The organism is Bradyrhizobium sp. BRP23, assembly GCF_020194135.1.
Taxonomy (GTDB): Bacteria; Pseudomonadota; Alphaproteobacteria; order Rhizobiales; family Xanthobacteraceae; genus Bradyrhizobium; species Bradyrhizobium yuanmingense.
Genome location: NZ_JADYVW010000004.1, coordinates 552,027 through 576,102, shown reverse-complemented (window position 1 = coordinate 576,102; position 24,076 = coordinate 552,027). Strand labels below are relative to the sequence as shown.

The following is a 24,076-nucleotide window of genomic DNA, read 5'->3' as shown; positions in this document are numbered from 1 at the left end:
CGCGTCAACCGGTGGCGTGCATCCTTGCCGGCGATGGCGTGTCCAGTTCGGCGAGCAGCCGCTCGACTTCGGCCTTCACCTTCACAATCGCGATGTCCTTCACCGGGCCATAGCCGCGGATATCCATCGGGCCTTTGGCGATCGCCACGAGATTTGGCAGATGCGCCGCATCGAGCTCGCCCAGCATCCGCTCGATCAGGCCTTCATACCAGGCGATCAGTTCACGCTCTGCGCGCCGTTCCGCGGTGTAGCCGAACGGATCGAAAGGCGTTCCGCGCAGTGCTTTCAAGCGCGCGAGCATGGCCAGAGGCACCTGAATCCACTGACCGAAGGCGCGTTTGCGCGGACGTCCCCGTGCATCGCGCCGCGACTTCAGGAACGGCGGGGCGAGGTGGTACTGGATGCTGAAGCCGTCCTCGAATTCACGCTTCAGCTCGTCGAGAAAGCCGCTCCGCATGTGGAGCCGCGCCACCTCGTACTCGTCCTTGTAGGCCATCAGCTTGAACAGGCCGCGAGCGACCGCCTCCGTCAGCGCCTCACTGTTCAGCTTGGCCTCGGCATTGCGGACCTTTCCGACCATCGCCCGATAGCGCGCCGCGTAGGCGTCGTTCTGATAGGCCGTGAGGAACTCGGCGCGCCGGGCAATGATCTGGTCGAGCGTCTCGGCTTCAGGTGCCTCGTCCGAGGTCGGCAGAAAATCCGGATCGGCAGCGGCGATCCGGCCCCAGGCAAAGGCCTGCTTGTTGCGTTCGATCGCGACGCCGTTGAGCTCGATCGCGCGGAGCAGCGCCTGCAGCGAAACAGGGACGAGACCGCGCTGCCAGGCAAAGCCGAGCATGATGATGTTGGCGTAGACGGCATCGCCGAGCAGGCGTTCGGCCAGCGCATTGGCATTGAACGTGTCGAGATTGTGCTCGCCGATGACCTGACCGATTGCGCGCAGGCGGCTTGGCGCAGCGAGATCGGCGTCGCGGAAGCGGACCACGTCGCCGGTCGGCATTTCCGCGGTGTTGACGGCGGCACGGGTGCCGCGGCGATATGTGCCTGAGGCTTTGGGCGAGGAGCTGACGACGAGGTCGCAGCCGATCAGCGCATCGGCCGCGCCCTGGTCGATGCGGACCTGGTGCAGCGCCTCAGGGCTCGCGGCCAGGCGAATGTAGCTCAGCACAGGCCCGAATTTCTGCGCAAAGCCCGTGAAGTCGAGCACCGAAACGCCGCGGCGTTCCAGATGCGCGGCCATGCCGATCAGCGCGCCGACGGTGATCACGCCGGTGCCGCCGACGCCGGTCACCAAGAGATCGTAGGGCCGCTCGAGCGTTGCGGGCGCGGGCAGGGGTAGTGTGGCGGCGCGGTCGGCCGCGTCGATATGGCTCGCGCTCTTCTTCCGCCGCGTCCCGCCTTCGACCGTGACAAAGCTCGGGCAGAAGCCGTTGAGGCAGGAAAAATCCTTGTTGCAGGCCGACAGATTGATCTGCCGCTTGCGGCCGAACGGCGTCTCCTTCGGCTCGACGCTGAGGCAGTTGGATTCGACCGAGCAGTCGCCGCAGCCTTCGCAGACGAGGTCGTTGATGTAGGCGAAGCGCTTGGGATCGGCCATCTGCCCGCGCTTGCGCCGGCGCCGCTTCTCGGTGGCGCAGGTCTGCTGGTAGATCAGCACCGAGACGCCGGGAACCTCGCGCAGCTCGCGCTGCACGGCATCCATCTCCTCACGCGGATGGATGGTCACGCCGGATGGCAGGTCGGCCGGCCTGAATTGCGCGGGATCGTCCGACACCAGGGCGATGCGCTCGACACCTTCGGCGCGGACGCTGTGGGCGATGGCATGGACGCTGACGGGCCCGTCGACCGGCTGGCCGCCGGTCATGGCGACCGCGTCGTTGAACAGGACCTTATAGGTGATGTTGGCCTTGGCCGCGATCGCCTGCCGGATCGCCATCGAGCCGGAGTGATAGTAGGTGCCTTCGCCGAGATTCTGGAACACGTGCTTGCGGCCGGTAAATCGCGATGAAGCAGCCCAGTTCACGCCCTCGCCGCCCATCTGGATCAGCGAGGAGGTCTCGCGGTCCATCCAGCTCGCCATGAAGTGACAGCCGATGCCGGCGAGCGCCTTCGATCCTTCCGGCACTTTGGTCGAGGTGTTGTGCGGACATCCCGAGCAGAAATAGGGCGTGCGCGTCGCGCCGCTGACATTGATCGTTCGCGCGGCTTCCGGCATCAAGGCGGCCGCGCGCGCGGCGAGATTGAGACCCGGAAACATCGGATCGAGCCGGCGCGCGAGCACGTTCGCGAGCGCGCGAGGCGACAATTCGCCGATCCAGGAGATCAGCCGTACGCCGGTTTCGTCGTGCTTGCCGACCATGCGCTCGGGCTTGCTGCCGGGATAGTCGTAAAAATACTCCTTGAACTGGCTCTCGATGATGCCGCGCTTCTCCTCGACCACCAGGATCTCGCGCTTGCCTCTCACGAACTCCATCGCGTCGTGCAGCGCCAGCGGCCAGACCATGCCGACCTTGTAGACGTCGATGCCGATGCGGCGACAGGCCGCTTCATCGAGGCCCATCAGCCGCAGCGCTTCCATCAGGTCGAGATGCGCCTTGCCGGTGGTGACGATGCCGTAGGTGGCGCTGGGGATATCGTAGATGTGCCGGTCGATCGGGTTGGCCTTGGCAAAGGCGTAGACCGCGTGCTTCTTCGCTTCCAGCCGTTCCTCGATCTGCGGGCCCGGCAAATCGGGCCAGCGATAGTGCAGGCCGCCCGGCGGCGGCGTGAAGTCTGGCGTGCGGAAGAGGCGCGGCGGGCGGAGCGCGACGGAGGCGCCCGATTCCACGATCTCGGAGATCGCCTTGAAGCCGACCCACATGCCGGAGAAGCGGCTCAGCGCGTAGCCATATTCGCCGAACGCCAGATATTCGCCGACGTCCGAGGGGTGCAGCGTCGGCATGAACCAGCTCATGAAGGCGACGTCGGACTGGTGCGGCATCGAGGAGGAGACGCAGCCATGGTCGTCGCCGGCGACCACCAGCACGCCGCCATGCGGCGAGGAGCCATAAGCGTTGCCGTGCTTGAGCGCATCGCCGGACCGATCGACGCCCGGGCCCTTGCCGTACCAGAGCCCGAACACGCCATCGACCTCGCGGTCGCCTTGCGTCTCGACCTGTTGCGAGCCGAGTACAGCTGTCGCCGCGAGGTCCTCGTTCACGGCGGGAAGGAATTCGATGCGGTCCTGCTTGAGCCGCTGCTGGATGCGCCAGAGCTCGAGATCGATGCCACCGAGCGGTGAGCCGCGATAGCCGGAGATGAAGCCGGCGGTGTTGAGCCCGGCCGCACGGTCTCGTCGCGCCTGGTCGAGCGCGATGCGGACGATGGCCTGCGTGCCCGTGAGGAAGACGCGGCCCTCCTCGCGCTCATAGCGATCGGAGAGCTCGTACATATCGAGTGACGGATTGGCGTCCATGGCGGACCTCGCGCGGCATCCTGCCCAGTGATGGAAAGTTATGCCCGGGCCGCTGGTAGGTCTTACCTATTAATCCCTTCTGTTATGGAAATTCGGTAGAATTTTGCATGCAGGCGTCCAATCTGGTAGACCTGCTCGAACTGGAGCCTCCCATGATCGAAGAGCAGGACACCCGCATTCTCGCCCATCTCCAGCGAGATGGCCGCGCCACCAACCAGCAACTCGCCGACGGGGTCGGCATGTCCACCTCGGCCTGCTGGCGGCGGGTGCGCGCGCTGGAGGAGAGCGGCGTCATCCAGGGCTATGCGGCGCTGGTCGCGCGCGAGCAGGCGGGCTTTGCGATGTCCGCCATCCTCCACGTCTCGCTGGAGCGGCACGATGCGAAGTTCGTCGATGAATTCGTGGCGAGGGTCACCAAGCGCCGCGAGGTGCTGGAGTGTTTTGCGACCACCGGGGACGCCGATTATCATTTGCGCGTCGTCGTGCAGGACATGGCGGCCTACAACCGCTTCCTCGACGAGTTCATGTTCCGCATCCCCGGCATCCGCTACGTCCGCAGCAACGTGGTGCTGAAGGAGATCAAGACCAGCGTGGCGCTGCCGTTTTGAAGGAGGTGCTACGGCACCGCGATATCAACCTCCCGTAAACCAACACAGGCTGCAAAGTGGTAACTGAACATGCCATTCGTAGGCGGTTCGGCGTCGCAGCGGTATTCCGGTCAGTTTTGTCGCGCTCGTTCGCAGCTCGTTCACTTTGATCGACGGTTTGCGCCGCGCAATAACGACCACTTAGGCGATCGCCGCGCATAAAGGTCCCGGGATAAATAGGCAGAAATGCCTGGGAGCTGAGATCGTGCCGACGACACTCGCGCGCACCTTTGCGGCGTTGAGCGCCATCAATGAAGCGATCCTGTACGCGAGATCGCCGGAGGAGCTGTACCAGAAGGTCTGCGACGCCGGGTTTTCGAGCGGGGATTTTCTGGCCGTTGCCGTTTTCCTGGTCGAGCCGGACGGCCGAAGGCTGCGCTACGCGGCCGGTTGTGGCGATGACGTTGCGCGGCTCCGCTCGATCGTGATCACGACGGAAGCCGGCACGCCAGAAGGAGCCGGCGTCGGCGGCGAGGCGTTTCGCGATCAGAAGCTGTGCGTCAGCAACGACTATCTGAACGATCCGCGCTCGCTGGCGTGGCGCGAAGGCGCCGCCAAGGCGCATATCGGTGCGGCCGCGGCGCTGCCGCTGCTCTGCAATGGCAAGAGCGTCGGCGTATTGTATGTGACGCGGAGCGAGGCCAACTCGCTGAACGAGCAGATGGTGTCACTGTTCGAGCGCATGTCGGCGAACATTTCCTACGCGTTGGACAATTTCGCCCGTGAGACCGCGCGGCAGACCAGCGAGCGGGCGACGCGGCGCCTCAACCGCATGTTCGGCGCCATCAGCGCCACCAACGAAGCTATCCTGCGCGCCAAGACCGAGCGGGAGCTATACCAGCTCGTGTGCGACGCTTCGGTCCACAGCGGCAAGTCGCTGGCGACCATCGTGCTACTTCGCGAGCCGGACTCGCACTGGATGAAGCCTGTCGCCGCCACCGGGCAGAACCTCGATCTCGTCACCCAGGCACGCTATTCGGTCGATCCGGACAATCCTTACGGCAAGGGTATCTCGGGCGAGGTGTTCCGGACGCAGAAAGCCATTGTCGAGGCCGATCTCGCCAGCCGCACCAGGGGCACGCCGTGGGAGCAGGCCAACGTCAACACCGGCGTCGCCGCCTGCGTGGTCGCGCCGTTGATCAGGCACGGCGAGAGCGTCGGCGTGCTGCTGTTCTTCATCAGCCGGTCCTGGGCCAAAGACGAGGAGATCGTCGCGCTGCTGCTGCGCATGGCCGAGAACGTCTCCTTCGCGATCGAGAATTTCGGCCGCGAGGCCGAGAAAGCCCGGATCTCCGCCGAAGAAGAGTGCCTGGCGCGCATGTATGCAGCGCTCAGCGCCACCAACGAGGCGATCCTGCGGGCACGGTCGCGGGCTGAGCTGTTCGACCTCGTCTGCGAGGCGACCGCAACGGGAGCAAAGTTCACCTCAGCCACCGTCGCGCTGGTCGACGATCGGACCGGGCTGCTGCGCGTCGTCGCCTGCTACGGCCCGAATGCGGATCAGGTTCGCAACTTCACGTTCTCCACCTCCGACCAGGTGCCCGAAGGGCGCGGCTTGACCGGCACCGCGTTTCGCACGCGCCAGCCCGCCGTCAGCAACGACGTGCTCGCCGACGACCGCATTGCGCCCTGGCAGGCCAGCGCCCGCCGCACCGGCATCGCATCCTCCGCGGCCTTGCCGCTGTTCAACGGCGACCGGGTCGAGGGCGTCTTTCTGTTCAACTCCCCGGAGCGCGGCACCTTCACGCCGGAGCTCGTCGAGCTGCTGCGCAAGCTTCAGGCCAACGTCGCCTTCGCGCTCGAAAGCTTCGACCGTGCCGATGAGAAGGCGCGGGCGGACAAGCAGCGCAATCGTCTGAGCGGAATGTTCGAGGCGCTGAGCGCGACCAACGAAGCCATCATGCGCGCCAAGACGCGCGAGGAGTTGTTCGACGCGGCCTGCCAGGCGGCCGTGCTCGGCGATCTGTTCGCCTCGGCGACGATCGGCATCATCGACGAAGCACGCGAACTCGTCCGCGTCGTTGCCGTCAAGGGACGCTTGCAGGAGCGCATGAGCGGGCGTACCTGCATCATTTCCGCCGACCATCCCGAGGGCCAGGGCATCATCGGCACCTCGCTGCGGACGTGCCGGCCCAGTGTGATGAACGATTATCTGAACGAGCCGCGCTCCGCATATTGGCGCGCGCAGGCCATCGAGGATGGAACGCGGGCTGCGGCGAGCTTCCCGCTTCTGAGAGCGGGACGGGAACCGGTCGGCATTCTGCTCTTCCTCGCACCGGAAGAGAATACGTTCACGCCCGATCTGGTCGAGCTGCTCGGGCGGCTCGCGGAGAACGTCTCCTTCGCACTCGACAATTTCGAGCGCGCCGAGGAGAAGGCCCGCACCGAAGCGCAGAAGGAGCGCCTGACGCGCATGTTCGCGGCGCTGAGCGCGACCAACGAGGCGATCATGCGCGCGAAGTCGCGGGCCGAGCTGTTCGACCTCGTCTGCCTTGCGGCGTCGAACGGCGCCAAGTTCACTTCGACCACGATTGCCCTGGCCAGACCCGGCACGGACCAGCTCGAGATCGTCGCCGCCGCAGGTCCCTCCGCCGGCACCACGCGCAATGTCCGTCTTTCCGTCGATCCCGAACGGCCGGAAGGGCGCGGCATGAGCGGCACGGCGTTCCGCACGCGCCAGCCCTGCATCAGCAACGATTATCTCAACGACGACCGCGTCCGTGTCTTCCACCCCATCGTGCGCGCGGACGGCGCGCGGTCGGGCGCCGCGTTTCCGCTCATCGTGCACGACCAGGCGGTCGGCGTCATGATCTACATGTCGACCGAACCGGCGACCTTCACGCCCGAATTCGTCGAGCTGTTGCAGCGCCTCGCCGACAACGTCTCCTTCGCGATGGAGAACTTCGATCGCGCCGACGAGAAGAACAAGGCCGACGAGCGCATCGAATACCTCGCCTCGCACGACAGCCTGACCGATCTGCCGAACCGCGAGACCTTCAACGCCCTGCTGCGCGAGGCGATCGATGCGGCGCAACGCCACGATCACCGATTTGCGGTGCTGTTCATTGACCTCGACCGCTTCAAGGTCATCAACGATTCGCTGGGGCACGAGGCCGGCGACCTGCTCCTGCTCGAAGTGGCGAACCGCTTGCGCGGCGCCCTGCGGGCGAGCGACGTGGTCGCGCGCCTCGGCGGCGACGAGTTCGTGGTGATCCTCGACCAGTGCGGCGAGATCGAGGACGTCCAGCGCATCGCCACCGGGCTGCTTGCCGCGCTCGCCGAGCCCATGCAGCTGGCCGGCCACGAGTGCCATTCCACCGCCTCGATCGGCATCGCGATGTATCCGGCCAACGGCTCCGACGCCCAGACGCTGACCAAGAACGCCGACATGGCGATGTACCTCGCCAAGGAGGACGGCAAGAACGGCTATCGCTTCTTCTCCAACGAGGTGAAGACGCAGTCGATCGAGCGGCTGTCGCTGGAGAGCGCACTGCGCCGCGCGCTGGAGCGCGAGCAGTTCTCGCTCAACTACCAGCCCAAGGTGGACATGGCGACGGGTCAGATCACGGGCGTCGAGGCGCTGCTGCGCTGGACGCATCCCGATCTCGGCAACGTCTCGCCGGCACAGTTCATTCCGCTTGCGGAGGAAACCGGGCTGATCGTGCCGATCGGCCGCTGGGTGCTGAAAGAGGCATGCGCGCAGGCCATGGCCTGGCAGCGCCGCGGCCTGCTGCCGCTGTCGATGGCGGTCAACCTGTCGCCGCGGCAGTTTGCCGACGAGCATCTGTTGCAGGACGTGGACGAGGCGCTGGCGGCCTCCGGCATGTCGCCCGTGCTGCTCCAGCTCGAGGTCACCGAGAGCATGATGATGCGCAATGTCGGCCGCGCGCTGAAGGTGCTCGACTCCATCCAGAGCCGCGGCATCCGTCTCGCCATCGACGATTTCGGCACCGGCTATTCGTCGATGTCGCTGATGAAGCACTTCCCGATCGACACGATCAAGATCGACCGTTCCTTCGTGCGCGACCTGCCGCAGGATTCGGAGGATCAGGCCATCGCGCAGGCGATCATCAGCATGGGCAAGGCCCTCGGCATGACCGTCGTCGCCGAAGGCGTCGAGAACGCCGAGCAGGAGGCATTCCTGCGCGCCCATGGCTGCGACGAGATGCAGGGCTTCCTGATCTCCAAGCCGCTGCCGGCGCGGCAGATGGGCGAGCTGCTGCGGCCCATGGCGCTGCCCGTCGCGCCGCCGCTCCAGCCGGAAGCGGCCGACGAAGACGCAGCCTCAGGGCTGAAACGCGCTGTCGTCTGACGGCTGCGGGTGCAGCTCGCGCACCTCGTGCTCTTCCCCCTCGGCCTTGCTCGGAAAGTCCTGGGGACCGGTCAGTGACGTCTGCTCGGTGAACAGCGCGAGAATGGCGCGCGCGCCCTCGGCGAAGCTCGTCCCTTCGCTCACGTTCAACGCGCAGCAGCTTGTTGCGCTCATCGGCTCCTGGTCGTCGACCACGGCCATCGCGGGCCCCCACCACCAGGCGGGCGCGGGCGAACGCTCGTTCTCCGGCACCACATGCCAGCGGACGAACTCCTCCATCACGCGCTCGAATTCCAGGCGGGCAGCCTGATGCATGTGGTCGATGCTCCCGGAATCGCGTCCGACGAGGGGTCGACACGCTGACTAGATCGTCACGTCGCTCGGAAAAATCGGCTCGTGCAAGCGAACCGAACCATGAAAGGCCGACATGGCCGTCGGCAATGCGGATCGCGCGGCTGTCGGCAATGTGCCGGCGCAGCCGCGACAAGTCGTTCTAGCCGCTGCAGGGCACGGCAAGCAAGCGATCGGAGCCGCGATTGCCTAACGCGGCCTGAACGGATGCGCCTTCTGGTGCCAGGCCCAGGCCGTGCGGACGATCGTCGGTAGGTCGGAGTGACGCGGAACGAAGTTCAGCACCTTTCTTGCAGCAGAGGGATCGGCGACCAGAAAGGTGGGATCGCCGGCGCGGCGCGGCTTGATCGTGTGCGGCACCTCGCGCCCGGTCTCCTGCCTGATGGCGTCGAGGATCTCGCGCACGGAAAAGCCGGAGCCGGTGCCGAGATTGAAGCTGTCGCCGGCATGGCCTTGCTCCAAGAGCCTCAAGGCCGCCACATGCGCCGCCGCAAGGTCCGTGACATGGATGTAGTCGCGGATCGCGGTGCCGTCGGGCGTGTCGTAATCGTCGCCGAACACCGCGAACTCGACATGGCCCTGAAGCGCCATCATCGCGCGGGGAATGAGGTGGGTTTCGTTGTCGCGCAGCTCGCCGATGCCGCCGGCCGGATCGGCGCCGCTGGCGTTGAAATAGCGCAGGCAGAACGCGCCGAAGCCATAGGCCGTGCGGTAGTCGGCGAGCATGCGCTCGATCATCAATTTCGACGCGCCGTAAGGATTGATCGGCGCGCAAGGAAAGTCTTCCGGCAGCGCCTTGGAATCGGCGTTGCCGTAGACGGCGCCGGTCGAGGAGAACACGATGCGATGGCAGCCCGCGTTGCGCATCACCTGCAGCAGCGACAGCGTGCCCTGGACGTTGTTGATGTAATATTTCTGCGGGTCGGTCATGGATTCCCCGACGAGGCTCGCCGCCGCGAAATGCATCACCGCCGTGATCTTGTGGTCGGCGAAGGCGCGCGCCAGCGCCGCGCCGTCGAGCAGATCGCCCGTCACCAGCGGGCCCGATACGAAGCTGCGATGACCTGTCGAGAGATTGTCATAAACGACGGGCTGATAGCCGGCGGCGGACAATGCACGGCAGGCATGCGAGCCAATATAGCCAGCGCCCCCGGTGACGAGGACGGTCGGTCGGTCGGTCATGTCGTATTCTGCTCTTCTCTTAACGGAGGGGCCGGTTGCGGCTGAAGAGAAGATAGAGCGCGCGGGGGTTGGTGGTCAAATAACGCCAGAGCAGACGGCGCGGCTCGAGCAAGGTGCGCCAGGCCCATTCGAGCCCGATCTTCTGCATCCATTGCGGCGCGCGGGAACGACTGCCTGACAAGAAGTTGAACAATCCGCCGGATGTCTTGATGACGCCAACATTGGTCAGATGCGGCGTGAATTCCTTCACGAATGCCTGTTCGTTGGGCACACCGAGCGCGACCCACAGATAGTCCGGTGCCAGGGCGTTGATCTCCTCGACCTTGGCACGCAGCGCCTCGCCGCGCAGATAGCCGTGGCTGTGCCCGACGATTTTGAGACGTGGATACATTTTCTGGACGTTCGCGACCGCCGCGGCGTTCTCGGCCTCGCTTGCGCCGAACATGTAGAAGGTGCGGCCGGCGGCTTCGGCCTTGCGCGCGACGACGTGGAACAGGTCCGTGGTTGCGACGCGCTCCGGCAGCGGGAACCAGGATTGCAGCTTTGAAGCGGCGACCAGCGGCTGTCCGTCGGCGTTGATCAAATCGGCGGCACGGAACAGCTGCTCGGTCTGCGGCTCGGTCGAGCAGCGCGCCAGCACCTCGCCATTGGCCGAGGTCAGGAACAGCGGACGGCCGATGCGATGGTCGGGATTCGTCGCCTCGATCATGAAATCGGCGGTCTCTTCCAGGTCGATCGCGGCCATGCGAAGTCCGCCGACGGTGATTCTCGGCACCTCGGCAGTTGCTGCCCGTCCGTCGAGGTTGACGCGGCGCTCAAGCATATTGTCTGCCTCGCTGGCGCGTTTGCATTGCAGGGGTGAGCTCGTCGAGCACGACGCCGACGAGCTTGCGCTCGGCCGGGCCGAGCGCGGCCAGGATCTCTTCCAGGCTGTCGTTGACGTCGAGGCTGGTCGGCAGCACGGCCACCAGCGAGTCGATGTCCTCGAGCAGCTTGCGGCCGCCGGCCGCGAGCGGAATGGCCGGGCCGTCGAGGATCACGAGATCATAGCCGCCCGCGGAATGGGCCTGCACAATCGCCTTGTGGATGGCATCGGCGGCTTTGCCGGCGTCGCCTTCGGCGGCCGGCAGCACCGAGATGCCGTTGACCGTCTTGATCTCGCGCGCGTCCTTGCTGCCGATCGAGAGCCAGCCGAGCCTGCTCGGCTCGCTCTTGCCGGGACGGATGACCCTGTTCGTGAGCGAGCGCGCCTGATGGTCGGCATCGATCATCAGCACGCGGGCGCCGTCGCGTGCGGCCGCCAGCGCGAAGTTCAGCGCGGCCACGCTGCGGCCGCTGGTCTTGCCGGTGCCGACGAGCGCGACGACCGGCATCGCGTTGCCGCCGGCGCGCCGCGTCACCGCGGCGCGCATGTCGCGCCAGGCGTTGAGCAAGCTCGTCATGGGAAAGCCGGGGCGCAGCGTCGGCCAACCCAGCCGCGTGAGATCGACGCCGCCGCCGGTGGGAAGTATGGCGCCGAGCGTATGGATGACGTCGGCCTCCTGGAAGCGTGCGATCAGCGGCTTCTCGATCATTGGCTGCTCGACCATGGAAGGCTGCAGCGGGGGCGCGGCGAGCTCCGGCATCGACGGCGCAGCTTCAGGAGCGCGCGGGGCCTGGCGCGGCTGAGCAACCTCTGCAGCGCGCGGGAGCTCCGGTGCTCGGGACGCCTGCGGCGCTGGCGAGCGCTCACGCCGGGCGGGTGTCGGCGTCGCGGGCGCGGCTGCACCGGCGAAAAGCAAATCTGCAACGACGAACCAGCTCGATGCTGCGATCGCCCCGAAGATGAAGCCGATCATGGCGAACAGGCTCATGGCCGGCGGGAACGAGCGCCGCTGCGGCACAGTCGCCTCGCCGATGACGCGGGCGGCCGAGGTGTTCAGGCTCTCCTGCTCCTCGGTCTCGCGGGAGCGCTTGAGAAAGGACTGATAGACGTCACGGCTTGCGTCGGCCTCGCGCTCGAGCTCGCGCAGGCGCACGGCGGCCTGGCTGAGCTGAACGCTCTGCCGCTTCTGCGCTTCCAGCGCGCGGTTGAGCGAGGCCTCGAAGTCGCGGGCGCGCGTCAGATCGTTCTTGGCGGACTGGGCGAAGCGGTCGATCTCCTCGTTGATGGTGCGCTTGAGGTCCTCGACCTGCTTCTCGGTCTGGCGCAGCGCCGGATGGCGCGGGCCGAGCTCACCGGCCTGCTCCGCATATTTCTTCCGGGCGTCGGCATATTGCGCGCGCAAATTCGCAATGGTCGGCGATTGCAGCGCCTCCGGAATCGCGCCGGCATCGGCAGCGGTGCGGCGGCTCGCCTCGATCTGGTCGAGCCGCGCCTGCGCGTCCATCGTCGCCGCGCGGGCCGCGGAAAGCCGCTGGTTGCTGGCGGAGAGCTGCTGATCGCTGATCAGCGCATCCTGGGTGCCGACGAAATTGTTCTGGGCTTTGTAGGTCGCCAGCGCGGTCTCGGCGTTACGCAGCCGGTCGCGCAGCTCCTTCAGACGGCTGGAGAGATCGTTGGTGGCGCGCCGTGCCGCCGAAGCCTGCGACTTGCGGGACTCGGCGAGATAGGCATTGGTCAGCGTGTTGGCGAGCATCGCCGCCTTGGCGGGATCCGTCGACCAGACCTCGATGTCGACGATGAAGCTCTTCTCGGTTTTGCGGATCGCGATGTGCTTGTTCAACGCATCGAGCGCCGCGAGCTCCACTTCCCTCTTCTCCGCAGCGGAGGGCGCGCGCGGTTGCAGGCCGATCAGGCCGAGCAGCGACGACATCAGGCTCCCAGCCTCACCGCCTCCGAATTCCGGATCCTTGTCGAGGCCGGCCTGCTGGATCACCTGGAGCAGCACGCTGTTGGAGGTGATCAGGCGCGCCTGACTCTCCACCACCATGGCCATGCCGGTGACGTCCTGGGCCCGGGGCGTGAGCTCGCGGTCGACGAGCTGAAGCTCGCGCGGGTCGACATAGAGCTGAGCGGTGGCGGTGTAGCGGGGCGTCACGCTCTTGCCGATCGTGACGGCAAGCGCCGCACCGAGCAGGGCGGCCGCGGCGATCGCGACCTTCCGCCGCCAGAGCAGATTGGCGAGCTCCAGCACGTTGAAGCCGGCCTGAGGCTTCCGTTGCGCGGCCTCCGGTCTGGCTCGATCGATCGGCTGGCTATAATCAAGCATGATCCCCAGCTTTCATTCCAAGTGCCGCGGGCTGAGGGGTTACTCTTCGCTTTACGCCACGCACCCGGGATATAGGTGCCCAATCAACGCAACAGGGAAAATTAACCATACTCATTGAGGGACTATTCACCGAAATGGCAAACAAAGCGTTTAAGCGCATGCCATCCCTCGGCGCGTCCCTATGACGCCCGCGATACCCGCCGCTTCCAGGAATTAACGGTTCGTTACCGCGCGCAGCATGGCTGCGAGCCGTCGTTCGTCCGTTGGTGGGCCGCGCACGTGCCATCGCCGTCAGATCCTCCGAAGGATGACGTGATAGTCGCCGCGGCGGACGTCGGTGCCGCGCGGCAGCACGGCATTGAGCACCGCGGCGCCGGCGTCGACCAGGGCCGCAACCAGCGGCTTGCGCCGGCGCATCTCGGGATAGCGCGGACTCTCGACCTCACGACGATAGATCATCTCGAGGCCGTTGGCGGCCGCGAATGCTTCCAGCCGGGGCAGCGTCACCAGCGGATGGAAGAACGTCGGGAACGGCGGCTCGCCCGGCAGGCCGGCGTCCTTGATGCCGCGGACGTGCCGGTAGAACCAGACGTGAAACCAGTGCGGCGAATATTTGGTGACGACCCCGGAGAGCGAGCGCGGATTCGGTGCGCCGATCAGGATCATCCCGCCGCGCCTCAGCGCATCGCGGAAGTTCAAGAGCGCGGCGTCGACATGGGGCAAGTGCTCGATGACGTTGTAGCAGATCACGAGATCGAAGGTCTCGCGGGCGAAGCTGTAGGTCTGGACGTCGCCGAGGATCGCCTCGTCGGCGTAGGTGTTGTTGCGGACCTGGTCCTCGTCGATGTCGACCACGGTGACCTTGCTGCGGCTCAGCAATTCCGGTGGCAGAACGCTGCACGAGCCGCCGCCCGCCTCATAGATCGCGAGGCGGCCCTGCGGCAGCTCGCGGCACAGCACGTCGTGGACGGCGAGCAGGCTGTCGCGGGCTTCGCCCGGAACGAGATCATGGAGCGCCTCGGCATATGGTGCAGCCGCGGGGAATTGGATCGCCGTGGCTGTCGCGAAATCGATCGGGGCTGGCTTGTTCATGGATTCTGACCGCGCTTGTTCTATTCAAATTTACAGGAAAAAATGCGCCTGCCCGAAGAGCAAATCCGATGCCGCACCGTCTCACCGGTCGCAGTGCTTACGGCCCGGTTAATGCGCATGCGCATTAACTACGGTATTGTTCATGTTGGAGCGTTGTCGGCGCATGGACCGCCAATTGCAGCACGACGCGCGGCGAACTTGGTGGCTATGTGCCGCGCGGCAGCCGTTCATTTTGAAACGCATCTGTCCCGCGGCGATGTGCCGTCGTGGGACGCGCGATCGAAGCAGGGATTCTTCAATACATCTCGGACATCTAGATCTCATGACATTGATCCCGACAGACCTGTCTGCGGCCCGGATCGCGGATGCCGTGCGCGATCCCAACCGGGAGATCGTGGCGAGCTCTCGCGTCATCGACCTGTCGGTCGGCATCGTCGTCTGCGTTCCATGCTTCCGTCGTCCGCAACACCTGCGCCTGACGCTGGAGTCGCTCGCGAACCAGCGCACCCCGCGTTCCTTTGCCGTCGTCATGGTCGAGAACGATGCGGTGCGGCGCGAAAGCGCGCCGGTTGCCGCGGAGTTCTTGGCCGATGGGAGGCTTCAGGGCGTCTGCCTGATCGAGAAGCGACAGGGAAATTGCCAGGCGATCAATGCTGCCTTCGAGACGGCGCAGCAGCTGTTTCCCGCCGCCACCCGTTTCCTGATGATCGACGACGACGAGATCGCATCAAGCGACTGGCTCGAACTGATGGTCCGCACCGCGGAGGCGACCGGCGCCGAAGTGGTTGGCGGGCCGGTGCTGCCGGTCTTCGACGACGACAGCAAGCCCTGGCTTTCGCGTCATCCCGCCTTCTGTCCCGCCTACGACTACAGCGGTGCGGTGCCGCTGATCTACGGCTGCGGCAATTGCCTGATCACGCGGGCCGCCTTCGAGCGGTTCGACCGTCCCGCGTTCGACCTGCGCTTCAATTTTCTTGGCGGCGGCGATTGTGATTTCTTCGTGCGGTGCCGTGACGCCGGTATGCTGTTCCACTGGACGGCGGAGGCCGTCATCACCGAGACCGTGCCGCGTAGCCGCACCAGCCTCGGCTGGATCGCAAAGCGCGGCTTGCGCATCGGCGCGATCAATTATCGTGTGCAGTACAAAGCCGCCCCGAGCGCAGCAGCGCGGGCGCGGGTGTTTGCGCAGATGCTGGGCCGCTTGCCGCTGTCGCTGCTTCGCGCCGCCGCCTTGTTGCCGTCGTCGAAAGCCGTCGTCGCGATGCATCCCGTGATGGTTGCGTTTGGCGCCGCCCTGGCGGCCCTCGGCCTCGAGCCGAAGCCTTACGAGGCCTCGAAGATCGCGTCCTGACGCGGCGAGGATTAGATACCGAAACGGGCGAGGGCGACCCGGATTGCCGAGCGTGGCAGCGATTTGAGCGACTGCCGGCCGATCATCGCGAGATAAGCGAACGCCTGGCGATACCTGCCGAAGCGGACCGCTTGCATCGCCGAGTAGGTGACGAGATGAATCTCGGCGGCAAGGCGCAGCCCGGCTGTCATGTGCTCGGGCAATCTCGCCAGGATCAATCCGTCATCGAACACCCGCGCGATGGCCGGGAAGAAGTCCTTCGGCGTCCGGACCGCGGCGTTCATGGTGTTGGTGGTGTGAAGACGATAGTCGAGCAGCAGCTCTGGCGCGAACGCGAACTCCCCGATCGCAGCGAGGCGGCACCAGCAATGCCAGTCCTCGCAATATTTGAGGGACGTATCGAAGCCGCCGATGGCACGGAAAGCTTCCGCGCGTGCGAGCGCGATGCCGCCATTGACGATGAAATTGCCGGCGGCGAGCCGCGTCAGGACGTCTCCGGACGGCTTCCGGCGCCCCTTCAAGAGGCCGCGCCGGCCGATCTGGCGGCCTTCGCTGTCGATGGTGTTGTAATCGCCATAGACGAGGACGGCGCGCGGCGCGCTACGCGCTGCAGCGAGCAGCGCCGCTACCGCGCCGGGGCGCAGGCGGTCGTCGGCATCGAGGAAGAGCAACCACTCGCCGCTTGCCTGTCTTGCGCCGAGATTGCGTGCGGCCGATACGCCCGCGGAATCGTTGTGGAACAAGTGCAGCCGCGGGTCACGCATGCCGCGGACGATCGCAACGGTTTCGTCGTCCGAGCCGTCGTCCACGACGATCACCTCGGTCACCTCGCGCTGCGCCAGAGCGCTGGCAAGCGTTTCGCCGACATAGGCCGCAACGTTCTTGGCCGGAATGACGACCGATACCGGTGTGGTCGAGCCGACCTGAAGCGGCAAGCGCGCCGGCGCTGCCGCGCGGGATGCGGCTGGCAGTTCGAGAACCTCTTCAGCGGTGATCAAGCTACGGCTCGCCTTTAATGATCCGTTAACCAGGACCCCATGTGCCGCGCTGGTAATGCTGGCGATCTGCAAGTCCGGCGTGCGCGCATGATACTCGCATTCCGCTCGAACCGTTGCCGAGAAGGGCCGTGTGCCGCCGGTTTCGTAGAATAACGTTAAGCCGCTGGCATTAAGCCTGTGGCAAATTTGGAAGAGTGCGGCGGACTGCCTCGTGCGAGAATGCGCATCGGACTGCCGCGGATGGAATCCCGTGCCCGCAAACACGTTCGAACACGCCCCCGATACGATGATCCTGAACCTCTTTTACGAGGACAAGGATGACCGCTGGTTTCCGGGCGACAGGCATCTGCGTCGCATCGCCCGCCGGTTGTTGCTCGGCGAGCCGCGCATGAGTGGCCAGCTGCGCGTGTTCCTCAATCTCTGTGCGGGGCTCGACCGGCTCGGCATCCGCTACCGCGTCAACGATTACGGTTACATCGCGGAACATCCCCACGAGCTTGCCTGTATCGTCGGGCGCACGTTCCTGCTCGACAAGTTCCTATGGAAGAACCCGATCCTGCTCGGCGCTGCCGTCCACAATCATCCGCTCGACGACCCTGATCTATTCAAGCGTCTGCCGGTGAAGAAGGTCGTGGTGCCCGGTCCCTGGTACGTCGATATGTACCGGCCATATTGGCCCGAGACCGAGGCCTGGCCTGTCGGCATCGACACGAATCTCTGGGCGCCGTCGGCTCGAGCGCAAAAGACCGTCGATGTCTTGATCTACGACAAGGTCCACTGGGACCGCGAGCGCTACGCGTCGGAGATGATTGAGCCCGTGCGCGCCCGGCTCGTCAAGGAAGGCCGCTCGTTCACGGAGCTGCGCTACGGCAGCTACAAGGAAGCCGATTTTCAGGCGGCGCTCGCGCGTTCGCGCGCGATGATCTTCCTGTGCCAAAGCGAGAGCCAGGGCATCGCCTATCAGCAGGCCTTGTCCTGCGGCGTGCCGGTGTTTGCCTGGGATCCGGGCGGGCCATGGCGCGACCCCGACTATTATCCGCATCGCGTGCAGTTCGCGCCGGTGTCGTCGGTGCCGTACTGGGACGAACGCTGCGGGGTCAAGTTCACCGACATCGCCGGCTTCGAGACGGGCTGGGACAATTTCTGGGCCGGGTGCACCGCGGGCGCGTTCGATCCGCGCGGCTACATCCTGGACAATCTCACGCTGGAGCAACGGGCGCTGCAATATTACGAGATCGCGCGGAGCATCATGCGGCAGCCCGCGATGTCGCAGACCTCCGCAAGACCCGTTGACGAAGCCTCGGAAGGGTTGAGCCGCGACCCCAAGCTTCACTGGCGTTACCGAATGTCTTGAGCCATGGACCGCAGTGCCGCCAACATGACCGACGTCGGGGCCCGATCGTTCGGCCATATCCTGCGTGATCGCCTCGCAGGGCTCGATGCCGTGCAGGTGGCGCGCTGCCTCGTCGCGGTCGGGGCGCTGCTGCTGGTGCTGGTGACACTCGATCCGTTCCCGGACCTGCGCAATCCCGACGTCACCATGGTCGTCGGCGGACGAATGGCGCTGACCTATATCGCCTGGGGTCTGCTGGCTGCGGTAGCTATACTGTGTGTCGCTGCCACCGATGCGCTCGCGCTGAAGAGCCTGGTGACGCCGCTGCATCTCTGCCTGCTGGTCTGGCTTGTGATCAACATCGTGTTCTCGGAAAGCCGCGGCGTTTCGATGCAGCGATTCGTGCTCACGGTCAGCGTGACGTCGCTCGCCATCGTGTTGCCATTGCTGCCGCCGACGCGGCGCAGCTTCAACCTTTGCCTGGGCGGCGCCGCGCTCGTGCTGCTCGCGCTGTGCTATCTCGGCGTCTTCCTCGCGCCGCAATATGCGGTCCACACGGCGCTCGACGTCACCGAGCCGCAGCTTGCCGGCGACTGGCGCGGCAGCTTTGGCCACAAGAATATCGCCTCCGCCGTGATGACCATCCTGGTCTATGTCGGCATCTACCTGTCCGCCGTCGGCTCGTTCGTGATGGGGCCTGTGATCGCCGTGCTGGCCGGCACCTTCCTGATCTTCACCGGCGGCAAGACGTCCTCGGTGCTGTGCCTTGCGATCTACGTGCTCGCTTCGCTGGTCTATGTCACGCCAAGCCTGTGGCTGAAGCGGCTCATCTGCTTCGTGCCGCTGGTTGCGATGAACCTGTTGACCGTCGGCAGTGTCGTCAGTCCGGTGCTGGCGGCGATGACACGGCTGCTTCCGCTCGATCCCACCTTCACCGGACGCTCCGCGATCTGGGACTTCGCGCTCGCGGCCGTCGCGGAGAAGCCGATCATCGGCCACGGCTATTCTGCGTTCTGGGACGACGTGAGTGCGCGGGCCACCGCGGAAGGAGCCGAATGGGCGACATCGGCGGCGCACAGCCACAATAGCTACCTCGATCTCGCGGTCACGATCGGTCTGCCGGGGCTGCTGCTGGTGATCCTCATCTTCGTGCTCGCCCCGCTCCGCAATTTCCAGACGGCGCAGGCTCACAGCCGCAGTGGCGCACTGGCCAAGCTGTTCCTGACCGTGTGGCTGTTCGGCCTGTACTACGGTGCCACCGAGACCTTCCTGCTCGAACGACAGAATCCGATCTGGTTCATGTTCGCGCTGGCGGTGGCCGGCCTGCACTTCCTGGCGAGGTTCCAATGCATCGAGCAGACCGAGCCCCGCGCATGACCTTCCTCAGCGTTGATCAGCCCGACGATCTTGCGTCCAGCGCGTCGGCCATCGCGGTCGATTTCCTGCGTGACTGGCGGCACGCGGCCTCGCGCCTGAGCGCCGGGCACCGCACCGCCTTCCAGCATGCTAACTGGCTCGGCGCCTGGTACGAGTCGTTTCACGACGTCGCGCCACTGATCGCCGTGATCTCCGATGCTGCCACCGGCAAGGACATCGCAATCGTGCCGATGATCAGCCATGTCAGGCGCGGCATCCGCATCGTCGAGTTCGCGGACCTCGGCGTCTCCGACAACAACGCACCGATCCTGGCGCTCGATGCCGCGTTGGATGCGGGCGCGACGGACGCGATCAACACGGCGCTGATCGGCGCGCTACGCGCTCTGCCCGACCGTTTCGATCTGCTCCGCCTGAAGAAGATGCCGGCGGAGGTCGGCGGCAAGCCGAACCCGCTGGTATCGCTCGGCCGAATCGGATCCTCCTCGCTCAACGGCAATCTCGTGTTGATGGGCGACGACTATGGCGGCTATCAGGCCGCGATCAAGCGCCTGCAGATGCCGCGCTGCTGGCGGGTCTTCAGCCGTCTTGCCGGTGCGCGGTTCGAGATCGCCGCCGATGTCGGGCGTGCGCACGAGCTGTTGGACGTGATGGATCTCCAGCAGCAGGCACGCATGCAAAAGCTCGGCTCGCGGTTCGTTCTCAACGACGAGACACATGCGCGATTCTATCGCGAGGTCGTCCGCCGGGGCCTCGCGGGAGGTCATGCCATGGTCTCGGCACTGGTGTGCGAGGAAGGCATTGTCGCCACCGCGCTCGGCGTCAAGCATGGCGCGACCTATGTCCTGCTGCGCATCAGCCATGGCGGCGATCAATGGTCGAGCTGCTCGCCGGGTCTGCTCGTCACCGAGCGCACCCTGGCGGCGCTGCATGCGCAAGGCCTGCGCCGTTTCGACCTCAGCATCGGCAATCAGGACTACAAGCGGCGCCTCGGCGCCGAGAGGGTGCCGCTGACCGATGTCAGCGTCGCGCTGTCCTGGCGCGGTCTGCCCTTCGCCTGGCGCGATCACGCCGCGCAGGGCCTTCGGCGCTATCCGAAGCTCGCCTCCCTCGCGGCGAGGGCGATGGGCAAGGGAGCGCGCTGACGGGCGCCGTCTGTTTCGCCATCACCTCGGAAGGCCCGCCCGGAAAGCATCCAGCAACGCGCGTCCTTGCGGCCAGTCGCCGAGCCCGCTCGCGGCATTGATGTGGCCGAGCGCGCCCGGCACGATCAGGCCGGACTGCCAGTCCTGCGCCCGCCGCCGTGTCACCTCGAGCGCTCCATATGGATCATTCGTGCTCGAGATGATCAGCGCGGGAAAGCGCAACGCGCCGCCGGGGACCGGCTTGAACGCTGCGGCCTCCGCGGGAAAATGGCCGCCATCGGGATCGGGCACGGCGACCAGAAAGGCGCCCGCAATCGCGGAAGGGAAGCGCGCGGCCCAGTGCGCCACCAAAAGGCAGGCGAGGCTGTGTGCGACCAGGAGGGGCGGCCTGGCGCAGCGCGCGACCACGTGCTCCAGGGCTTGCTCCCAGTCGTCGAGCTCCGGCTGGTCCCAGCTCGCCGGCTGGAATCGCGTGAAGCGCGCGTCAGCGCGCTCCCATAGCGTCTGCCAGTGGGTATCTCCGGAGCCGCCGAGCCCGGGCAATGTGATGATGTCGTGCATGAACGTCCCGTGATATCTGAGTTGACCGCAGTGTGACCGATCGCGGTCCTGCATCACATGGCAAGTCATCGGCGAAATCGACCATCTGCCGATGATCTCAAGGTGGAACGGAGAATTGAGTTTGGATCGCTTCGGGAGCATCGATGCCAAGGATTTGAAGATCCTCGAGGCGCTGCAGGCCAATGCGCGCGTACCGTTGTCCGAGCTCGGCCGTTCCGTCGGGCTGTCCCAGCCGGCCGTGTCCGAACGCGTCAAGCGGCTCGAGGAAGCCGGCATCATCGAGGGCTATGGCGCCCGCATCAACCCGCGCGCTCTCGGGCTCGGCCTGATGGCGCTGGTGCGCCTGCGCACCTCGCACGAGCACATTAAGACCTGCCTCAAGCGGTTCAGCGAAATCCCTCACATCATCGAAGTCCATCGCGTCACGGGCGATGACTGTTTCGTGCTCAAGGTGCTCGTTCCGGCGCCGGAGGATCTCGAGACCATCGTGGATCGCATCGCCGGTTTTGGTGCTGTGACGACCTCGCTGGTGCTACGGAGCGAACCCGTGCGGCCGATCGGCAAGGACCTCGTCAGGAAGAAAATGGAACGGAGTTGAGGCGTGGCTACGTCACGGCGCCGTCACAAAGGCCGCGATTGCGCAAGCCTTCCGATGATCGTCCTCGTTGTGTTATCGTCGCTTCCATTCCGCGGAGGCGACATGGAAGACCGTTCGGCAAAATATCGTGCATTCTATGCGCAGTTGATTTGCGGTGCTGCGAAGGCTGCAGACCCTCGCCTCGAACAGGCCTTTCGGACCATCAGGCGCGAGCCGTTCGCCGGGCCCGGGCCGTGGTCGATCTGTCTCGGCGGTCATCCCTATGTGGTCACGCCTGACGATGATCCCGCCTTCCTCTATCAGAACGCGCTGTTGGCGCTGGACCCGGCGCGCGGTCTCAATATCGGAATGCCCGGTGCGCACGCCTACTGGCTCAACGGCTGCGCCGTGAAGGAAGGCGAGACCGTGGTCCAGATCGGCGCCGGCAGCGGCTATTACACCGCAATTCTCGCGCATCTCGTCGGTCCCGACGGTCGCGTTCACGCCTATGAGATCGATGAACGTCTGGTGGGACTTGCGCGCGACAATCTGAAGGACGTCGCCCATGTGGACGTGCGCGGACGCTCGGGCATCGCGGCGGATCTGCCGGAGGCCGACGTGATCTATGTCTGCGCGGGCGCGGCGCAGCCGGCGGCGGAATGGCTCGATGCGCTGCGGCCCGGCGGGCGGCTGGTGTTTCCGCTCGCGCCCGAAGGCATGTACGGCGGCATGTTGATGATCACGCGGCCGGATGACGGTGCGATCTGGCCGGCGAAATTCCTCAGCCGCGCCCAATTCATCGGCTGCGCGGGATTGCAGGATGCCGAGGCCGGCGGGCGATTGGGCGAGGCGTTCACGAAAGGTTGGGAAGGGGTGCAGTCGTTGCGGAGAGAGGGCGTCCCCGACGAGACATGCTGGTTTGCCGGCGAGGGCTGGTGGCTTTCGACGGCGCCCGCACCTCTACCGACGGAGCCGGTTCGGCCTCACGCCGACATCACGCAGATTTAGCGGTGACCGTATCCCAATTCCGGATTGGGGCGGCATTCCCCGACTGAGAATGCCGCCCGGGTTGCATCAGCCATGCAGCTTTTTGGCGGTCTCCGCGATCTGGCGGCCCTGATAACGCGCGCCGGCAAGCTCGTTGGCGCTGGGCTGGCGGCTGCCGTCGCCGCCGGTGATCGTGGTGGCGCCATAGGGCGCACCGCCCGTGACCTCGTCGAGCTTCATCTGGCCGGCAAAGCCGTAGTTCATGCCGACCACGACCATGCCGAAATGCAGCAGGTTGGTGATGATCGAGAACAGCGTGGTCTCCTGGCCGCCGTGCTGGGTCGCGGTGGCCGTGAAGGCACCGCCGACCTTGCCGTGCAGCGCGCCCTTGGCCCAGAGCCCGCCGGCCTGGTCGAGGAAGTTCGCCATCTGCGAGGCCATGCGGCCGAAACGGGTGCCGGTGCCGACGATGATCGCGTCGTAATTGGCGAGGTCCTCGATCTTGGCGACCGGCGCGGCCTGGTCGAGCTTGTAGTAAGAGGCTTTCGCGACCTCGGCCGGCACCAGCTCGGGCACGCGCTTGATGTCAACGGTCGCGCCGGCCTCGCGCGCGCCTTCGGCGACGGCATTGGCCATCGCCTCGATATGGCCATAGGCGGAATAATAGAGGACGAGAACTTTGGTCATGGTGGTCTCCGTTGGGATTGGGTGAGGTGATTGGTTGCTTGTTCGTCACGCCGCGTCGACGAGCACGAGCTCGGAATCTTCGAGCGCCGTGATCTTCAGCTTGGCCTCGTCGCGGATCGCGGCGCCGTCGCGGGCATTGACGCGGACGCCGTTGACCTCGACAACGCCTGCCGCCGGCACCAGGTAGAGATGCCGCGACGTCTGCGGCTCATACTCCGCGCTCTCGCCCGCCTTCAGCGTGGTGGCGAGCACCCGGGCATCGGCGCGGATCGGCAGTGCGTCCGTGTCGCCCGCAAAGCCGCTCGCGATGGTGACGAGCCTGCCGGAGCGGTCTGCCTTCGGAAACGGCTTCGAGCCCCAGGTCGGCTGTCCGCCGCGCATCGCCGGCTCGATCCAGATCTGGAAGATCCGCGTCCTGGTCGGCTCGAGATTGTACTCGGAGTGGCGGATGCCGCTGCCGGCGCTCATCACCTGCACGTCGCCCGCTTCGGTGCGGCCCTCGTTGCCGAGGCTGTCCTGATGGGTGATCGCGCCCTCGCGCACATAGGTGATGATCTCCATGTTGGCGTGGGGATGGGCGGGAAAGCCGGTGTTCGGCGCGATCTCGTCGTCATTCCACACCCGCAAGGCGCCGTGGCCCATGTTGTTCGGGTCGTAATGGCCAGCGAACGAGAAATGATGCTTGGCCTTGAGCCAGCCGTGATCGGCGCCGCCGAGCTTTTCGAAAGGTCTGAGTTCGATCATCTGTGCAATTCCTTGATGTCGGATTGACCTGTTGGATAAGCCTTCGCCTGTGGTATAGAAATAGAAACTGTCGAAACGCATTGTTTCCTT

At 65.7% G+C, this 24,076-nt stretch carries 18 protein-coding genes; 8 read left to right on the top strand and 10 right to left on the bottom strand.

Annotation, left to right across the window (positions count from 1 at the left end; translation table 11 throughout):
• Positions 1-4: 4 nt before the first annotated feature.
• The gene (locus I6F24_RS14295) at positions 5-3,454 is read right to left on the bottom strand and encodes an indolepyruvate ferredoxin oxidoreductase family protein (RefSeq protein WP_225149343.1); all 3,450 of its coding nucleotides are present in this window, start codon (positions 3,452-3,454) and stop codon (positions 5-7) included.
• Between the two features lie 152 nt (positions 3,455-3,606).
• Here I6F24_RS14295 and I6F24_RS14290 point away from each other — a divergent pair, with 152 nt between their 5' ends.
• Together I6F24_RS14290 and I6F24_RS14285 are read left to right on the top strand one after the other, a co-directional pair.
• The gene (locus I6F24_RS14290) at positions 3,607-4,062 is read left to right on the top strand and encodes an Lrp/AsnC family transcriptional regulator (RefSeq protein WP_225126576.1); all 456 of its coding nucleotides are present in this window, start codon (positions 3,607-3,609) and stop codon (positions 4,060-4,062) included.
• A gap of 244 nt (positions 4,063-4,306) precedes the next feature.
• The gene (locus I6F24_RS14285) at positions 4,307-8,413 is read left to right on the top strand and encodes a GAF domain-containing protein (protein ID WP_225149342.1); all 4,107 of its coding nucleotides are present in this window, start codon (positions 4,307-4,309) and stop codon (positions 8,411-8,413) included.
• Here I6F24_RS14285 and I6F24_RS14280 read toward each other — a convergent pair.
• The 5 genes from I6F24_RS14280 to I6F24_RS14260 form a co-directional block, all read right to left on the bottom strand.
• Positions 8,387-8,728, bottom strand: a complete 342-nt coding sequence (locus I6F24_RS14280) for a hypothetical protein (protein ID WP_035997356.1) — start codon at positions 8,726-8,728, stop codon at positions 8,387-8,389. The genes I6F24_RS14285 and I6F24_RS14280 overlap by 27 nt on opposite strands.
• Positions 8,729-8,953: 225 nt before the next feature.
• The gene (gene galE, locus I6F24_RS14275) at positions 8,954-9,946 is read right to left on the bottom strand and encodes a UDP-glucose 4-epimerase GalE (protein ID WP_225149341.1); all 993 of its coding nucleotides are present in this window, start codon (positions 9,944-9,946) and stop codon (positions 8,954-8,956) included.
• 19 nt (positions 9,947-9,965) lie between these two features.
• Positions 9,966-10,769 (bottom strand): WecB/TagA/CpsF family glycosyltransferase, encoded by an 804-nt coding sequence (locus I6F24_RS14270; RefSeq protein ID WP_036021077.1) that lies wholly within the window; start codon positions 10,767-10,769, stop codon positions 9,966-9,968.
• A complete protein-coding gene (locus I6F24_RS14265; protein ID WP_036021080.1) occupies positions 10,762-13,137 on the bottom strand; it encodes a Wzz/FepE/Etk N-terminal domain-containing protein in 2,376 nt (791 codons plus the stop codon). Before I6F24_RS14265 ends, I6F24_RS14270 begins: the two co-directional genes overlap by 8 nt.
• Positions 13,138-13,428: 291 nt before the next feature.
• Complete coding sequence (locus I6F24_RS14260) at positions 13,429-14,229, bottom strand: class I SAM-dependent methyltransferase (RefSeq protein ID WP_036021083.1); 801 nt, start codon at positions 14,227-14,229, stop codon at positions 13,429-13,431.
• 322 nt (positions 14,230-14,551) lie between these two features.
• Here I6F24_RS14260 and I6F24_RS14255 point away from each other — a divergent pair, with 322 nt between their 5' ends.
• Positions 14,552-15,580 (top strand): glycosyltransferase, encoded by a 1,029-nt coding sequence (locus tag I6F24_RS14255; protein ID WP_035997377.1) that lies wholly within the window; start codon positions 14,552-14,554, stop codon positions 15,578-15,580.
• 11 nt (positions 15,581-15,591) lie between these two features.
• Here I6F24_RS14255 and I6F24_RS14250 read toward each other — a convergent pair whose 3' ends face one another.
• Positions 15,592-16,578: a glycosyltransferase gene (locus I6F24_RS14250; RefSeq protein WP_225126569.1), complete on the bottom strand. Its 987-nt coding sequence runs from the start codon at positions 16,576-16,578 to the stop codon at positions 15,592-15,594.
• 250 nt (positions 16,579-16,828) lie between these two features.
• Here I6F24_RS14250 and I6F24_RS14245 point away from each other — a divergent pair, with 250 nt between their 5' ends.
• From I6F24_RS14245 to I6F24_RS14235, 3 genes are read left to right on the top strand one after another with little or no spacing between them, the layout of a single operon-like run.
• The gene (locus I6F24_RS14245) at positions 16,829-17,932 is read left to right on the top strand and encodes a glycosyltransferase family 1 protein (RefSeq protein ID WP_225126568.1); all 1,104 of its coding nucleotides are present in this window, start codon (positions 16,829-16,831) and stop codon (positions 17,930-17,932) included.
• Positions 17,933-17,935: 3 nt separating this feature from the next.
• A complete protein-coding gene (locus tag I6F24_RS14240; protein ID WP_225126567.1) occupies positions 17,936-19,288 on the top strand; it encodes an O-antigen ligase in 1,353 nt (450 codons plus the stop codon).
• Positions 19,285-20,430, top strand: coding sequence for a GNAT family N-acetyltransferase (locus I6F24_RS14235; RefSeq protein WP_225126566.1), 1,146 nt, complete (start codon positions 19,285-19,287; stop codon positions 20,428-20,430). Before I6F24_RS14240 ends, I6F24_RS14235 begins: the two co-directional genes overlap by 4 nt.
• 21 nt (positions 20,431-20,451) lie before the next feature.
• Here the strand turns inward: I6F24_RS14235 and I6F24_RS14230 are convergent, their stop codons facing one another.
• A complete protein-coding gene (locus I6F24_RS14230) occupies positions 20,452-20,991 on the bottom strand; it encodes an alpha/beta hydrolase (protein ID WP_225126565.1) in 540 nt (179 codons plus the stop codon).
• A gap of 121 nt (positions 20,992-21,112) precedes the next feature.
• Here I6F24_RS14230 and I6F24_RS14225 point away from each other — a divergent pair, with 121 nt between their 5' ends.
• Both I6F24_RS14225 and I6F24_RS14220 read left to right on the top strand, forming a co-directional pair.
• Positions 21,113-21,589: an Lrp/AsnC family transcriptional regulator gene (locus I6F24_RS14225; RefSeq protein WP_036021132.1), complete on the top strand. Its 477-nt coding sequence runs from the start codon at positions 21,113-21,115 to the stop codon at positions 21,587-21,589.
• A gap of 102 nt (positions 21,590-21,691) precedes the next feature.
• Positions 21,692-22,576: a class I SAM-dependent methyltransferase gene (locus tag I6F24_RS14220; RefSeq protein WP_225126564.1), complete on the top strand. Its 885-nt coding sequence runs from the start codon at positions 21,692-21,694 to the stop codon at positions 22,574-22,576.
• Between the two features lie 66 nt (positions 22,577-22,642).
• Here the strand turns inward: I6F24_RS14220 and wrbA are convergent, their stop codons facing one another.
• Positions 22,643-23,242: an NAD(P)H:quinone oxidoreductase gene (gene wrbA, locus I6F24_RS14215; protein ID WP_057028278.1), complete on the bottom strand. Its 600-nt coding sequence runs from the start codon at positions 23,240-23,242 to the stop codon at positions 22,643-22,645.
• A gap of 45 nt (positions 23,243-23,287) precedes the next feature.
• A complete protein-coding gene (locus I6F24_RS14210) occupies positions 23,288-23,986 on the bottom strand; it encodes a pirin family protein (RefSeq protein WP_225126563.1) in 699 nt (232 codons plus the stop codon).
• Positions 23,987-24,076 lie beyond the last annotated feature (90 nt).